Raw genomic sequence first — 14,912 nt, 5'->3', positions numbered from 1 at the left:
GGCGGGCGTTCTGAGCCACCACGACATCCACGCGCCGCGGGTGCCATCATCGCCGGGCCGTCGCGGCGGACGGCCGTGGTGGGGCCTCTGGCCGGCGCAGCGGCGAAAGACCACACTGGACTGGCGGGTTGGGCGGGGCGGCGGAACGCCGTTTTCAGCCCGAGAACGGCCATGGCGACGGCGGTCTGGGGCCGGATGGGCCTGCCGTGAAAAATCCCCGGTCCGGCCTGAAATCCTGTTCCCCGGCCGCCCAACAACTTGCTGACGACCACACGTACACATCCACGCCTCGTCAGCAGTGGGAAAGGATCAAGCCATGTACATCGGCAAAACCATCTTTCGAACGGCTCTCATCGGGGGTCTGGCGGTCGGCGGATTGACTCTGCTGGTCGGTCCTCAGCGCGTCATGGCTGGGGCAGCCCAGATCCAGCACCACTTCATCTCGTGGTTCGACAGCAATGTCGAGGACCCCACGCTGATCCGCTATCAACTCAAGCAGTTGCAGAAGGAGTACCCGGAGAAGATCCGCGAAACGATCCGCAACCTCGCTGAGATCGACGCCGAGATCGGCGCTGTGCAGCGCGACCGCGACGTGGCCGAGCGGATGATCGCCACCGGCCAGTCGGACCTCGCTTCGCTGCGGAGCCTGGTGGACAAGGCCAGTTACGTGCAGCAGGCGTCGTACGGCGACCGCCCGGTGCTCGTCAAGTTCCAGGGCCAGCACCTGAGCGTCGAGCAGGCCTATTCCAAGGCGGCGACGATCCAGCAGACGGCCATGAACTACAGCGAACGCCTCGCCGTCAACGAGCGTGACCTCAAACTCCTGCTTGGCCAGCGCGACCGCATGACGGCTCAGCTGGATGAACTGCAGAATGAATACGCCCAGTTCCAGGCCAAGACGGCCCAGATCGAACGGCAGATCGCCTCGATCGAGCGCAACGAGTCCATCACCAAATCACTCGAAGAGCGCGAGGAAATGCTGACGGACAGCGACCGCTGGAACGTCTGCAATCTGGACCAGATCGTGAATCGGCTGTCTGCCGTGCAGAGCGAGCAGGCGGCGATGCTCGAAGCCCTGAGCAAGCGGGCGGTCGAGCGGGACTACGAGAAGGAGGCCCTGGGCCGCATCGCCCTCGAGAATATCAAGGCTGACCCCTTCTCGATCACGCACTCGGCGACGAAAGCCGCCTTCCCCGTCGCCCCGATCGTGGTCGATGAATCGACGCCTGACCCGGCCCCAGCCGACGACGCCGGTGAAACCGTGGCTGCTCTTCCGCAGGGTGGCAACTGACCCGCAACCGGCCGGTATACCCCTCCGGCCGATCATCCGGCGAGACTCCGTCGCCTGATCCGATCCGTCTCCGTCGAACACACTGCCCGGGACTCGTTCCCGGGCCGGTGTGTTTTTGCGATGGGGCGCGTGACTCATCGGCGCCACCTTATCGGATCTCAATGCGTACTCAGCGGTCTCTGCGGTAATCATGCAGTCCAGGGCAGGGCGGGATGAGCAGGTCCTATTCCGACTGACGCGCCACGACGTGCCGCGCCTGCCGCGCAGGTGCGTCAACGGTCGGCCGCGTGACTGCCCGGCGCTCTTCCTCGCTCAGATGTCCTCGCAGCACGACCGGGACATCGGACCGGCCGCCGCGCGTGTAATCGCGCCACAGTTTCGGCGCCACTTCCGCTGGGTTCAGGTCGCGCGTATCGATGAGGAATGACCAGACGAGTTCGACGAGTCGGTGCAGCGAGATGCCGTGAGCCCGACCTTCCGCCGCGTGCAGCGCCTCACTGAGCGACATGAACCCTGCAAAGGGACTGCTCTTGCCCCAGATGAGCGGCAATGTCTCGATGAAGTTGCCGCTGTTGGCGATCATGTCCCAGTAGCGCGCAAAGCGGCGCAGGCGCTGCATGCCTTCGAAGTCGATGAGTTTCGTCTGCAGGACTTCATACGGCGGCGCGGCGCCGTAGACCATCTGCCACGCCTGGTCGTGCCGCACGATTGGCGTGCCGCGCAGCCGCTTGAGCATGCCCACCTGGATCTCCTGCGGCCGCATCGCCACGAGCCAGTCGAACCCGGCCGCGAAGCTCTCCACGTCTTCGCCGGGCAGGCCGACGATGAGATCCGCGTGCACGTGCACACCTGTTTCATCACAGAGAAACGCGAGATTGTCGACGATGCGATCGTGTTCCTGGCGGCGGCTGATGAGTTCTTCGACCGCCGGGTTGAGCGTCTGAATGCCGACTTCAAATTGCAGCGCGCCCGGCGGGAATGCGCGAATCGGCGCGCGCAGCGCTTCGGGCAGCCGGTCGGGAATCATCTCAAAGTGCAGGAACAGCCCCGGCTCGTAACGCTGCAGGAAGAAATCGAGAATCGCGCGGCTCACCTTGAGATTCAGATTGAATGTGCGATCGACGAACTTGAACTGCCGCACGCCGCGATCGAGCAGCGACTGCATGGCACTCAGAAACGGCTCAAGCGGCGCCTGGCGCAGCGGTACGTCAAGTGAGGAGAGGCAGAACTCGCACTTGAACGGGCAGCCGCGGCTGGCTTCGACGTAGATGACGCGATGCGCGATGTCGCGCTCGTCGTAAAGGTCGTAGGGGAGTTCGAGCAGATCGAACTCGGGCAGGTCCGCGGGGATCACCTTGAGCAGCGGCCGCTGCCCGCCCAGAACCCGCCCGCACAGCGCTGCAAAGGCAAGATCGGCTTCACCCGTAATCGTGTAGTCAGCCAGCGCGATGATCGGCTGCTGATCGGTTTCGTAACTGACTTCAGGTCCACCGAGGATGACGGTGATGTGCGGCGCGGCTCGCTTGAGGTCGGCAACCAGTTGGAGCGACTCGGCCGCGTTCCAGATGTAGACGCCGATGCCGACGATGCGCGGCTGCTCGCGGAGGATCGCTTCGAGAATGTCGGTGGTGCGCTGGCTGATGTCGAACTCGAGCAGGGCGGCGCGGTCGTGCAGGTCGCCGAGGTTCGCCATGAGGTAGCGCAGCCCGAATGACGCATGGGCGTAGCGCGCGTTGAGGGTGGTGAGAACGATCTCGGGCACGCACAAGTCTATCTGGCGTTACGACAACCGCTCCAGCCGCGCGTACTCGGCGATGAGTGTCTTGGTGCCCACATCGCGGAATCGAACGCGGATGCGGGTGTGCCGGCCGGTGCGGGTGACGGACTCGACCTGCCCGTCGCCGAACTGCGGGTGGCGGACGCGGCAGCCTGCGGGAAAGCCGCCGGCGTCGTCCGCGGTTCGCTGTTGCGTCCACTGCTTGACGTTGCGGACCTCTTCCGCATCATCGAACTCGCTGCGCTCGCGCCTGCCGCTCTGTGAACCGAACCCGCTTCGCCGCCCGGGCCAGCCTGATTCCGATTCGGCCTCGAAGTCGCCGTGGTGGCGCGCCGCCTGCTCGCGCCCGTGCCATTCGATGCCGTCTTCGGGCAGTTCGCCGAGGAACCGGCTCATGATGGTCGGCTCGCGCAGGCCGCGCCACGACCGCACCGTCGCGTGAGTCAGCACGAGGCGCTGTTTGGCGCGGGTGATGCCGACGAACGCCAGCCGGCGTTCTTCCTCCAGTTCGGCGTCGCTCTCACGGCTGCGCGAGTGCGGGAGCAGGTTTTCCTCAAGGCCGATCATGACGACGACGGGAAACTCGAGCCCTTTGGCTGCGTGCAGGGTCATGAGCGTGACAGCCCCGGCGTCCGGATCGAATGCTTCGACATCGGACACGAGCGCGACCTGTTCGAGATAGGCCCGGAGACGCGCCATGAGCGGCGGCTCCTGCGCGGCGACTGAAAATGTCTCGACTTCAAACCCGAACGGATCAGTCATGGCGTCGGCGCCGCCGGCCTGCTGGCTGGCAAATTTTTCTTCGAATTCGGCGACGGCCGTGACGAGTTCATTGAGGTTGTCGAGCCGCTGGGCGTCTTCCTCGCTCTTGCCGGCGTTCAGGGCGGCCTCCATGCCCGAATCGGTCACGACGCGGCGAACGAGTTCGGCCAGTTCGCCGACGGTTTCCATGCCCATGAACGAACTCTCGCCGCGCCACGATTCGAGGAGCCGGCCGAAGCGCTCGAGCGCGCCGATGGCGCGCGCGTTGAGGTCAGCCATTTCGCGGCAGCGGCCGATCGCGTCGACGAGGGTGATCTGGTGTTCGGCGGCGAACTGTTCGAGGCGGTTCACCGTCGTCTTGCCGATCCCGCGCGCCGGCTCGTTGATGATGCGCTTGAGCGAGACGCTGTCGCCTGGATTGAGAATGACGCGGAGATAGGCGAGCGCATCGCGGATTTCCTTGCGGTCGTAGAAGGCCGTGCCGCGCACGAGCACATGAGGGATCTGCCGCTCGCGCAGCGCCGCTTCGATGTTTCGGCTCAGCGCGTTGGTGCGGTAGAACACGGCCATGTCCTTCCAGGTCAGGCCGTGCTCGCGGTTCATCGAATCGAGGTAGTTGGCGACGAACTCGGCTTCGTGATGCTCGTCGATGCAGGTCATCACGATGGGCTTCTCGCCGCCGTGGCGCCTTGTGAACAGCGGCTTGTCCTTGCGCCTGACGTTGTGCTTGATGAGATGGTCGGCGACGTGGAGAATGGGCGCAGTCGAGCGGAAGTTCTCGCCGAGCTTGACAACCTGTGCCTCGGGATAGTGCTCCTGAAACTCGAGGATGTTGGAGATGTCCGCCCCGCGCCATCCGTAAATTGATTGGTCAGGGTCGCCCACGACGCAGATGCGGCGGTGGCCGGCGGCGAGGCCGTCGGCGATGAGAAACTGGGCATGGTTCGTGTCCTGGTACTCATCAATGAGGACATGCCGGAACCGGTTGCGCAGTTCTTCGCGCACCTGTGCATCATCGCGCAGCAGGGTCGCGATATGCAGCAGCAGGTCGTCGAAGTCCACCGCGTTGTTCTGCCGCAGCGTCTTTTCGTACTCCTCGTACACGCGCGCGAACTGCTTCGTCCAGAAATCGCCGCCCGCGGCGCGGACGTCCTGCACGCGCTGCATGGCGTTCTTGGCGTTGCTGATGCGAGCTGACATCGCATCAGGCGGGAAGTTGCTGCGAGAGAGATCGAGGCGATCGAGCGCATCCTTGATCGCGGCCTTCTGGTCGCTCGCGTCATAAATTGTGTAGTTGCCGCTCAGGCCGACGCGCTCGGCGTATCGCCTCAAAAGTCGGGCGCAGAAGGCGTGAAACGTGCTGATCACCAGCCCGCGGGCGGTGCCGGCTTGCGGCGGGATGAGCCGCTCAATCCGCTCGCGCATCTCGGTGGCGGCTTTGTTGGTGAACGTCAACGCCAGGATCGACCACGGCGGGTTGCCCTGCGCGATGAGGTGCGCCACCCGACGGGTGATCGTCAGAGTCTTTCCCGAACCGGCCGCCGCCAGGACCAGCAGCGGGCCCTCGGTGTGAAGCACGGCCTGGGCCTGGGCTTGGGTCAGGCCGTGCAGAAGCGGGTCGGCGTCAGAATCGGTCGGGAGAGATGTGTCGGCGGAGGCGGGTGTGGACATCGGGCAATCGTACCAGGGGCGGCGTGACTCGCACGACGGGCTATTTGGGCCCGCCGGATTTGACGCGGAGAGGATCGGTGGCACCTTATAATGCGGGAGTTGCTCAAGGCCCCGCAGGATGATAGGGCAAAGTTCGGTATCCCGCCGCCTGTGAAACTGCGGCCCCCCAAAGCGGAACAAGGACGGTGAAGGGTATGAACGCGCTGACGACCAACTTCGTTCGCCGCCTCCGCTCGGGAGATGACGCCGCCTGGTTCGAACTCTGGGAGGTGTTCGGCCCGGTGCTGCAGGCGCAACTGGCCAAGTGGGGCCGGGGCAAGGTTGGGGCGGAAACGGTGCGCGACCTGAGCCAGGAGACGCTGGCAGCACTCTCCAAATCCATCGATCGCTATGACCCGGCACGCGGGGCGCGGTTCAGCACCTGGCTGCTGAGCATCGCCCGCCACACGCTGGGCGACGAGATGGACCGGCGCGGCGCGCTCAAGCGAGGCGGCGGCAGCCGGGGCATCAGCCTCGACGAGTCTTTCATGGGAAACTCCGCCGTCCTCGAAGCCGACGAAACCTACGAGCGAAGCGTCTTTCGCGCCAAGGTCGAGGCTGCGGTGCGAAAAGTTGAGAGCGATTCCGACTTTGTCAGTTTCCAGGTCTACCGCATGCGCGTCTTCGACGGCATGAGCGGCAAGGACGTCTCGTCGCAATTGGGCATCTCCGAGCCGACGGTCAGCCGACACCTTGCCAAGGTGCGCCAGAGTCTGCGGCGGAGGCTGGCGGAGACTGTGGCCACGTTCAGTTTTACCGATGAAGAAGCGCGCGAGGCCGAAGAGGCGGGCCTGTACCAGGATGATGAACTCTTCGATAACGCGCTGAGCGAGATCTATCACCAGCAGTTGCAGTCGCCGATGAATCGGATCACCGATCGATTCTGAGCGAGCAGTGCGGAGGCCGGAGCCATGGTAGCAATTGGACCCATCGTGGCAGTGATCGCAGCGCTGGTCGGCGCTGTGCTCCTGACGGGCATCGTCATGTTCATCATCGTGCCGATCTTCAAGGGCATCGGCTTTCTGCTGGCCCACCTCGGGCAATTCATCGGCGGCATGTTCCGCGACATCTTCCGCTTCATCGGCGCCGTTCCCGCCGCCATCGTCTTCGCCACGCTGAGCGTGCTCAATGTGATCATCGGAAGGTGGTCGGCCAGTGCCCATTTTGGCGCCAACGTCCAGCGCGAACTCAAGACGATGGCCTCATGCGTGTATCGCGTGGGCATCGGTCACCCGCTGCGCCTCATCGGCCTGGGGTCGATGCTTGAGGGCATCGAGCAGCGCGTGCCTGCCGCGGTCGCCGAGTCTCCGGGCCGCGAGCGGCCCAGCCGCCGCGCCGGCCAGTTCGACGGCTACACGATTGTCGGTTCACTGCCCGGCGGGGGCAGCGGCGGTCGCCTGTACGTCGCCGAGCCCTCTCCCGCCAAGCGCGAGCGCATCGCGCGGCAAATGGGAGACTGCCCCGACCGCGTCGTCATCAAGTCGTTCGCCATTGCCGACGGTTCGAGCCTGCCGCAGATCGTTCGCGAATCGCGCGCCCTCGAAGGCGCCCGGCAGATCGGATTGATCCTTGAGCACGAATTGACGGACGACCGCTTCTTCTACGTCATGCCCTATGTGCCGGGTGAGAACCTCGGCGTGCTCGCCCGCCAGTGCCACGCCGCTTCGGGCGAGCAGGGCCTGGGGGACCGGCATCTGCACGAGATGCTCGGCTACATGTCAGACGTCGTGGCCACGCTCAACCACTATCACCGCGGTGGACTGTGGCACAAGGACATCAAGCCGGAGAACATCGTCGTCCACGCCGGCCAGGCGCACGTGGTCGATCTCGGCCTGGTGACGTCGCTGCGATCGGCGATGACGCTCACCACGCACGGCACCGAGTATTTCCGCGATCCCGAGATGGTGCGAATGGCGCTGCGCGGCGTCAAGGTGCACGAAGTGGACGGCGCCAGGTTTGACATCTACGGCGCCGCTGCGGTTATGTACTTCATCTTCGAGGGCACGTTCCCGTCGCACGGCGGCCTGAGCACGGTCACGCGCCGCTGCCCCGACGCGGTCAAGTGGATCGTCCGGCGCGGCATGACCGACTACAACCAGCGCTACGCATCGGCCGAGCTGATGCTTCGCGATCTCGAGGCCGTTCGTCGTCACCCCAACATCTGGGCGATGAAGCCGATCGAACTGCCGAGCATGAAGGCGGCCGGCGCTGCCGACCAGCAGGCCGAGCCACAGCCTCAGCCACAGTTCGCTTCCTTCGGCTCGATGCCAGGCGCCGCGGCTGCCTCTGCGGCGGTCGGCGCCGTCGGAGCCGGCGGGGATTATGGGCGGCCCGGCGTTCAGGTTGCCAACTGGTGGACCGGGCGCATCGGCAACGTGACGCCGCGTACGGCGTCGATGGCCGGGATCGCCGGCCTGCACGAGGCCAAGGACGAGATCCGCAAGGCCGCACACACGATTCGCTCGGAAGTCCGCCGCGCGTGGCAGGACATGCGAGGCGATCAAGCCGCCGGCACCGCCGGTCCGGTTGTCACGCCGGGTCCCGAGGCGGTGCGCATCAACTTCGGTGACGGGCCGCGGCATTCCGCCTTTGAACAGATCTCCCGAGCGCGGGCACGGGCCCAGGAGCGCCGTCGCACGGCGCGCGCCCGCCGACATCAGTACCAGCATCCCGCCGAACGCATCAACGGCGGGATGGTCGTTGCGGCCATCGCCGTGCTCGGCGTGATCGGCTTGGCTTCGATGATCACGTGGGGCGGAGCGCGGCGGATGCGGACTGCGACCGCGACGATCGAATCGGGAATGGACAACGCGCTCACCTATGGCAGCCGCTCCATCTCCATCAGCCCCACGCACGGCGTAGTGGTCAACATTCCCGGCGCGCCCGAAGCGCCGGCGGCCGAGGCACGCGACGCGGCATTGGCTGCTTCCGTGGCAAGTCTGCCCGACCACTACCTGATCATCAACGATCATCCGGATCTGCGCAGCGCCGAAGTGCGCGACCGCGTGGCGCAGATCGCCCAGGTGCTGACGACGCTCGGATTCGAACCGCTCGAAGACAGCGCTCAGGAGGCGACGCTCGACGCCCGCATCCGCACCGAGGTCAGCCGCGTCGGTCCCGTGAACATCGAGAAGAACGAAGTGCTCGACGCCGAGGTCGCCGTCGGTTCGCTCCTGGGCAGCGATGATGAACTGGCCGACATCGGCTGCGTCGTCTGGCTGTCCCGCGGTTCGAGCGACCGCATTCTGACCTGGGTGCTTACGCCGCAGTGCGCCACGTCGGAGATCGACGACCGGATCCTGGCCCGCCTCAGCAGCATTCACTGATCCGAATGCAACCTCCGTCTTTACCCCGCCTGCCGCCGAACGCGGCAGGCGTCATTTTTCAGGGCGACAGCCCTGATTCTGCCCAGGGAACCGGTGATTGTGGCTGGACGGCATATACTGCCGGCGCACCGCGACCCCCGGTTTCGGGCGGCGGGCTCAGGAGGAAAGGGCGGACACTTGCAGATCTGGATGGATGGGAACCTGGTGCCGCGCGAGCAGGCCGTCGTGAGCGTCTTCGATCATGGCGTGCTCTACGGCGACGGCTGCTTCGAGGGCATTCGCGCCTACAACGGCCGCATTTTCAAGGCCGCGTCGCACATCAACCGGCTCTTTGCCTCGGCCGAGGCGATCCGGCTCAAGTCGCCCTATACCCATGAGCAGTGGATCGAGGCCATGCGCAAGACGCTCAGCGCCAATGGCCTGCGCAACGCCTACATCCGCGTGGTCGTGACGCGCGGCGTGGGCACGCTGGGCCTGAACCCCTTCCGATGCCCGCACCCGACTTGCTTCATCATCGCTGATTCGATCGAGTTGTATCCGCCGGCCCTCTACGAGAGCGGCATGAAGGTCATCACGGCGCGCCGGCCGCGCAATCTTCCCGCGGCACTGGACCCCAGCATCAAGAGCCTCAACTACCTCAACAACATCCTCGCCAAGATCGAGGCGATCGACGCGGGCGTGCTCGAGGCGATCATGCTCAACCACGAAGGCTACGTGGCCGAGTGCACCGGCGACAACATCTTCATGGTCAAGGATGGCCGGATCGCCACGCCGCCTGACTCGGCCGGCCTGCTCAAGGGCGTGACGCGCGCGTTCGTGCGGTCGCTGTGCAGTGACTTCAAGATCAAGTGCGAGGAGCGGCTTTTCCGGCTTGACGAGCTCAAGCAGGCCGACGAGGTATTCCTCACTGGCACCGCGGCGGAGATCATCGCCGTCTCGCAGATCGACGAGACGATCATCGGGGACGGCGCCATCGGCCCCATCTGCCGCCGGTTGACGGATGAGTTCCGCACGCGCGTGGCGAGCAATGCGCCTGAAGATTAAGTCGCGGCCCGGCGGCCGGTCGGTCAGAGCAGCAGACCGGCGAGATTGAGATAGAACAGAAGCGTCGCGACGTCAGCGGTTGCAAGCACGATGGGCCCGGACGCGATGCGCGGGTCCTGACGCAGCGCCCGCATGACCATCGGCAGCGCCACGCCCACGAGGCAGGAGGTGACCATGGCCACGGCGATGCTCAGGCCAATGACCATCGCGACGATCATCTCTCCGCGCCACAGAGCTGAAATTGTGAACAGCGCCAGCCCGCACGCCGAGCCCAGCAGCGAGGCCGTAAGGAACTCTCTGCCGATGCCCACGCCTGCTCGCTTCCAGTTCAGCCGCCCGCCGTGCAGGCTCTGAAGCGTGATCGTCATCGACTGGATGCTCACACTTTCGGAAAGCGCCAGAACCACCGGAATAAACAGCGCCAGGGTGATGACCTGGTTGAGCAGCGAGTCGTACAGGCTTGCCAACAGCGCGCACAGCGTGCCGCCGGCAATGTTGCACAGCAGCCAGGGGAAACGATCTCTGAACGCGGCCCACGGCGAACCGCGCCGACTCAGCGCGACGTGCACGCCGATGAGTTGGAAGAGGTCGTCCGCTTCGCGGCGCTCGGCCAAGGAGAAGACCTCATCGGTGAACAGATCGACGTCGGCCACGCCCAGCAGCCGATTCTCGTCATCGACCACCGGGCAGGCGAGGAATCGATGTATCGCAAAGAACTCGCACGCGGTCAGCACACTGGCGGATGCAGGGATAGAGACGACGTTGCCGTCCATGATGCCCGAGATCAGTTCCGTGGGGCTCGCAAGCAGCAACTGCCGTGTCGGGACGACGCCGACGAGGCGATCGTCGTTGTCGAGCACGTAGAAGTAGATGATCGTCTGCGTAATCCCCCGCTTGCGGAGTGCATCGAGCGACTCTCCGACCGTCTGGTCGGCGCGCAGTGTCAGCACGTCACGCCGAATGTGCGGCAGGAGCGGCTGATCGAGATTATCTATACCGATGGCGGATTTGGCGCGGTCAGGTGTCACGGTCGCGTTCAGGTCAGACGGCGAGAGTGCCGGTGCGGCGGTCAATGGTATGCGCTGACCGGTGTTCAGACCGACCGTGAGCGGGATGAACTGCACAGCTCTGACATCGTGAGATCCAGAGTCGGATGACGTACCTCACCGGCAATGATCGCAAGCGGTTCAAGAACAAACTGCCGCTCGTGCATTCTTGGGTGCGGGATGCGCAGACCGGGTTCATCGACGACGGCGTTGCCGTAGAGCAGCAGGTCGAGATCGATCGTGCGCGGGCCCCATCGCTCTCGGCGCTCGCGCCCGAGTTGCGCTTCGATGCCCAGCAGCAGGTCGAGCAGTTCGCGCGGCGAGCGGGCGGTGTGCAGTTCGCATGCGGCGTTGAGAAACGCTCCCTGTCCGGGCGGGCCGCCTACCGCCGCGGTTTCGACCAGCGGACTGCTCTTGATCACCCTCGTGCGGTCGTCCGCATCCAGCATTGCCAAGGCGCTCTCGATGAACGCGCGGCGGTCGCCGAGGTTCGATCCCAGCGCGATGTACGCCGTAGCGGGTTGGGGGGGCGATGTCACGCGTCGATCATACGACGCACGGGCCGCAAATCGCGGATTCGTCGTCGGCTACGACGGCTCGCAGTTTCGTCTCGAGGCGACCTCCTCACGCATCGACCAACTCGCGCTCGCGGTGGCCGAGTTGGGCCCGGAGCCTGGCGAGGACGGACTTGTGCATCTGCGACACGCGCGACTCGGAGAGGCCCAGCGTGTGGCCGATCTCCTTCATCGACAGCTCCTCGTAGTAGTAGAGCACCACGATGAGGCGCTCGACCCGGCTCAGGCCGCGCGTGATGAAGTTTCGGATATCCCGCTTCTGCATGACCGACAGTGCATCGGGCTGCGACGCATCCTCGATCGTGAACGCCTGCTCCTCATCGCGATCGGTTTCCGTGGGACGCCAGCAGTCGCTCGTGCAGGTACACCTGACGAGCGCACTGCCATCGAGGATGCGCTGAGCCATCTTACGCTGCGGATGGAGGAGCGGCAGCAGCTCGAGGTCGGTGGGGTTGTAGCCGTGGCTGGCAAAGAACTTCTGGCGGGCTTCCTGCACCATCCGGTACCGCGTCCGCGCTCCGCGCGACGCATCATCGATCGATCGAAGGTAGTCGACCATGGCGCCATTGACGCGCTGGATGCAGAAGGTTTCGAACTTGGCGCCGTGATCCGGGTCGAACGCGCTGATGGCGTCGAGCAGCCCGAACGATCCCTGCTGAATGAGATCGCTGAGATCGACCGCGCGGGGCAGCCGCGCGTGCAGTCGCTCCGCCCGGGAGCAAACGAGCGGGAAGTAGCGCTCGACCAGCCAGTTGCGCGTCGGTTCGTCGAGCGTTTGCTTGTAGCGGCGCCAGATGGAGTCGATCGACTGCTCCTGGCTATCTGCAGACGTTGACGTGCGTCGGGCGCGTTCGCGAATCATCGCAACGGTCATGAACACCCTCCCGTTCTTCACTTGACATGGCGGCGCACGAGACGCAGGGCGCGCAGGGCGCAGCAGAATGCCGCGCCCCGCAGGTCGCGGCGGGAAAAAGCAAAATCAGCCGGCGTAGAACTCGCGCTCGCGATGAAGCATCTGCGCTCGCAGGCGAGCCAGAATAGACGAGTGCATCTGCGAGACGCGCGACTCGGAAAGGTCCAGCGTCTGGCCGATCTCCTTCATCGTCATCTCCTCATAGTAGTAGAGGACGACGATGAGTCGTTCGGCGCGGCTGAGGCCCTTGGTGATGAGGTCCTTGAGGTCGCCCTTCTGCGTTTCAGAGAGCGGATTGGCCTGAGTCTCATCTTCGAGGACGTCGATTTCACGCACGTCCTTGTTTGAGTCGGTCTCGAAGCACTTTCGGTTCAGGCTCACCACGCCCACGGCCCGGCCGTCCTTGAGGAGCTTCTTCATCTCCTCTTCGTCGGCGCCGATGTGCGTGGCCAGTTCCTGGTGATCGGGGTTGCGCCCGAGGCGGGCCTTGAGCGACTTGCGGGCGGACTCGATCTTGCTCGTGCGCGAGCGGACGAGGCGCGGCACCCAGTCCATCGACCGCAGTTCGTCGAGGATGGCGCCGCGGATGCGCTGGGCGCAGTAGGTTTCGAACTTCACACCGTAGCCGAGATCAAACGCGTCGATGGCGTCGAGCAGGCCGAAGAACCCGGCTTGCACGAGATCATTGACGTCAACCTCGACGGGAAGTTTGGCGTGCTGGCGCTCGGCGTTGTAGCGGACGAGGTGCAGATAATGCTCGGTAAGCCAGTTGCGAAGTGTCTCGCTTCCGGTCTTCTTGTATTCGAGCCAGACCTCGTTGATGGGCATATCGTCGAGTGACGATACGGAAACTCGGCGCGAAACCTTGCGCGAGGACGCTTTCACCTTCGTCATCGGGTCGTCTCCCTGACCTCGAGCCACAGTCCGTTGCAGCCGGTCCGTCCTTGGACCGCTTGGGCTAAGTATAAGTTATTCGACGCCTACTGCAAGACTTTCGGCCAACTTTGCCCAAAATAACTACGCTTACGCCGATTTCGCGGCGATGTTCGGTTTCGATTCGGTGGACTTATCCACACGCAACTCGCCGACAATGTCATCAAGTGAGATATCGGAATTCGGGATCGGGTGGTCGGCGACGTATTGGCGCAGGTGATCGCGAATGGCGAACGAAAGAATCTCGCCCGCAACCAGACCCATCAGATAGGCGCCAAAGAGCGCGATGAGCGCGCGCGAGAGCACGACGCTCGGCGGATTGGCCGCGAAAATTCCGCAGACGATCGCGATGGAAAAGGCACACATGCCAAAGCACCCCGCAATGACCCTCGCGGGCGGCGGTACCGGCTCTCGCAACTGGCTGGAATGTTCCGCCATGGCGTATCCGTGGATATCGGATGATCAGCCTTGCGGATCAACAAAAACGGAAGAAAAAGTCAAGTTGCGGCCGGTCGGCGCGCCGCGGCGAACCACTTGCCCAGCCGCGCGAAGAACCCGGTGCGGCCCGGGCCGGTGAGTTCATCCGCCCTCGCCGTGCGGCGAACCAGCGCCGCGCCGAGGTGCCCGACCGCCAGCGATGCCCGCCCGTTCGGATACGCCAGACAGAAGGGCACGCGCCGGAGTACGCTCGCGCCCACGGACCGGTCGAGCGGAATCGAGCCCGCAAAACCAACTTCGCGCTGGAGAAAGCGGCGGGCGACCATCGCGATGCGCTGGTGCACCTCTTTGCCCTGCAGTTCATTCTCAACCTGGTTCACAAGCAGGTAGAGATTCGCCAGCGGCGTGCGCTTGAGCACCGACTTGACCAGGCCGTACGCGTCGGTGACGGCCGTGGGCTCGGGCGTCGTGACGACAAGCACGGTATCGGCCATGCCCGCGAAGGCGATGACGGCCGAATTGATGCCCGCGCTGGTGTCCAGGATGACAAAATCGCACTGCGACTCAATCTGCGTGAGGTGGTTGATCAGGCGATCGAGCATCGGTGCCGGAAGATCCGCCATGTCGCTGATGCCGTTGGCGCCCGGGATGAGTTTGAAGCCTCCCGGGGCATCGACGGCGATCTCGCGGAGTTTGCGCTTCTGCGGCCCGATGAGGTGCGCGAGGTTGTAGGGCGCCTTGACGCCGCAGATCACGTCGGCGTTCGCCAGGCCCATGTCCACGTCCACCAGCGCGACTTTCTTTCGCAGCTGCGCCAGTGCGACCGCGAGGTTGACGGCTACGTTGGTCTTGCCCACGCCGCCCTTGCCGCTGGCCACGGCGATGACGTGGGCTTTAGGGCGCGGCTGAGCCGGCGTGGCTTCATCGTCCTGCCGCCCGCACGGCGCGGCGGCCGGGCGCGGCGGCGCGGCGGTCGGCGGCTGAGAGCGCACCGGACGCGACGCCGTCGGCGCCTGCTGCTTGGCGTCTGCTTCGGTGCGGGCGGCCTCGCCGCGAACGAGGTCGCGCAACCGCTGGGCCTGATCTGCCACCGCCAT

The 14,912-nt window shown here is 64.9% G+C and carries 12 protein-coding genes; 4 read left to right on the top strand and 8 right to left on the bottom strand.

Translation table 11 applies throughout. The annotated features are described in order from the left end of the window. Nucleotides 1-316: 316 nt before the first annotated feature. Nucleotides 317-1,291, top strand: coding sequence for a hypothetical protein (locus tag IT430_13555; GenBank protein ID MCC6908964.1), 975 nt, complete (start codon nt 317-319; stop codon nt 1,289-1,291). 223 nt (nt 1,292-1,514) lie between these two features. Here IT430_13555 and IT430_13550 read toward each other — a convergent pair whose 3' ends face one another. Together IT430_13550 and IT430_13545 are read right to left on the bottom strand one after the other, a co-directional pair. Continuing rightward, the gene (locus IT430_13550; protein MCC6908963.1) at nt 1,515-3,053 is read right to left on the bottom strand and encodes a DUF4080 domain-containing protein; all 1,539 of its coding nucleotides are present in this window, start codon (nt 3,051-3,053) and stop codon (nt 1,515-1,517) included. An 18-nt stretch (nt 3,054-3,071) separates the two neighbouring features. Continuing rightward, a complete protein-coding gene (locus tag IT430_13545; protein MCC6908962.1) occupies nt 3,072-5,501 on the bottom strand; it encodes a UvrD-helicase domain-containing protein in 2,430 nt (809 codons plus the stop codon). Nucleotides 5,502-5,695: 194 nt separating this feature from the next. Between IT430_13545 and IT430_13540 the strand changes: the two genes are divergently transcribed. The 3 genes from IT430_13540 (at nt 5,696) to ilvE (ending at nt 9,910) form a co-directional block, all read left to right on the top strand. Continuing rightward, nucleotides 5,696-6,427, top strand: a complete 732-nt coding sequence (locus tag IT430_13540; protein MCC6908961.1) for a sigma-70 family RNA polymerase sigma factor — start codon at nt 5,696-5,698, stop codon at nt 6,425-6,427. 24 nt (nt 6,428-6,451) lie between these two features. After that, the gene (locus IT430_13535) at nt 6,452-8,866 is read left to right on the top strand and encodes a hypothetical protein (GenBank protein MCC6908960.1); all 2,415 of its coding nucleotides are present in this window, start codon (nt 6,452-6,454) and stop codon (nt 8,864-8,866) included. A gap of 183 nt (nt 8,867-9,049) precedes the next feature. Continuing rightward, nucleotides 9,050-9,910: a branched-chain-amino-acid transaminase gene (gene ilvE / locus IT430_13530; GenBank protein ID MCC6908959.1), complete on the top strand. Its 861-nt coding sequence runs from the start codon at nt 9,050-9,052 to the stop codon at nt 9,908-9,910. Between the two features lie 23 nt (nt 9,911-9,933). On the opposite strand, the gene IT430_13525 is transcribed toward ilvE, so the two are convergent. From IT430_13525 to IT430_13500, 6 genes are all read right to left on the bottom strand, one after another. Beyond that, nucleotides 9,934-10,938, bottom strand: a complete 1,005-nt coding sequence (locus IT430_13525) for a magnesium transporter (GenBank protein ID MCC6908958.1) — start codon at nt 10,936-10,938, stop codon at nt 9,934-9,936. A gap of 65 nt (nt 10,939-11,003) precedes the next feature. Then, nucleotides 11,004-11,495, bottom strand: coding sequence for a 2-amino-4-hydroxy-6-hydroxymethyldihydropteridine diphosphokinase (gene folK, locus IT430_13520; GenBank protein ID MCC6908957.1), 492 nt, complete (start codon nt 11,493-11,495; stop codon nt 11,004-11,006). 85 nt (nt 11,496-11,580) lie between these two features. Next, entirely contained in the window at nt 11,581-12,405 is an 825-nt protein-coding gene (locus IT430_13515) for a FliA/WhiG family RNA polymerase sigma factor (GenBank protein MCC6908956.1), read from the bottom strand. A 105-nt stretch (nt 12,406-12,510) separates the two neighbouring features. Continuing rightward, on the bottom strand, nt 12,511-13,272 hold the full coding sequence (locus IT430_13510; GenBank protein MCC6908955.1) for a FliA/WhiG family RNA polymerase sigma factor: 762 nt from the start codon (nt 13,270-13,272) through the stop codon (nt 12,511-12,513). A gap of 195 nt (nt 13,273-13,467) precedes the next feature. Beyond that, the gene (locus tag IT430_13505; protein MCC6908954.1) at nt 13,468-13,815 is read right to left on the bottom strand and encodes a hypothetical protein; all 348 of its coding nucleotides are present in this window, start codon (nt 13,813-13,815) and stop codon (nt 13,468-13,470) included. Between the two features lie 59 nt (nt 13,816-13,874). Continuing rightward, entirely contained in the window at nt 13,875-14,912 is a 1,038-nt protein-coding gene (locus IT430_13500; GenBank protein ID MCC6908953.1) for a MinD/ParA family protein, read from the bottom strand.

The organism is Phycisphaerales bacterium (genome assembly GCA_020852515.1).
GTDB lineage: Bacteria > Planctomycetota > Phycisphaerae > Phycisphaerales > UBA5793 > UBA5793.
The sequence above is the reverse complement of the archived record's forward strand: the minus strand, read 5'-3'. Positions and strand labels throughout refer to the sequence as shown.

Excerpts from the sequence above, each read along its gene's own strand:
- IT430_13555 (MCC6908964.1), top strand. The coding sequence starts at position 317 with ATGTACATCGGCAAAACCATCTTTCGAACGGCTCTCATCGGGGGTCTG.
- IT430_13545 (MCC6908962.1), bottom strand. The coding sequence starts at position 5,501 with ATGTCCACACCCGCCTCCGCCGACACATCTCTCCCGACCGATTCTGAC.
- IT430_13540 (MCC6908961.1), top strand. The coding sequence starts at position 5,696 with ATGAACGCGCTGACGACCAACTTCGTTCGCCGCCTCCGCTCGGGAGAT.
- IT430_13535 (MCC6908960.1), top strand. The coding sequence starts at position 6,452 with ATGGTAGCAATTGGACCCATCGTGGCAGTGATCGCAGCGCTGGTCGGC.
- IT430_13515 (MCC6908956.1), bottom strand. The coding sequence starts at position 12,405 with ATGACCGTTGCGATGATTCGCGAACGCGCCCGACGCACGTCAACGTCT.
- IT430_13510 (MCC6908955.1), bottom strand. The coding sequence starts at position 13,272 with ATGCCCATCAACGAGGTCTGGCTCGAATACAAGAAGACCGGAAGCGAG.
- IT430_13505 (MCC6908954.1), bottom strand. The coding sequence starts at position 13,815 with ATGGCGGAACATTCCAGCCAGTTGCGAGAGCCGGTACCGCCGCCCGCG.
- IT430_13500 (MCC6908953.1), bottom strand. The coding sequence starts at position 14,912 with ATGGCGGTGGCAGATCAGGCCCAGCGGTTGCGCGACCTCGTTCGCGGC.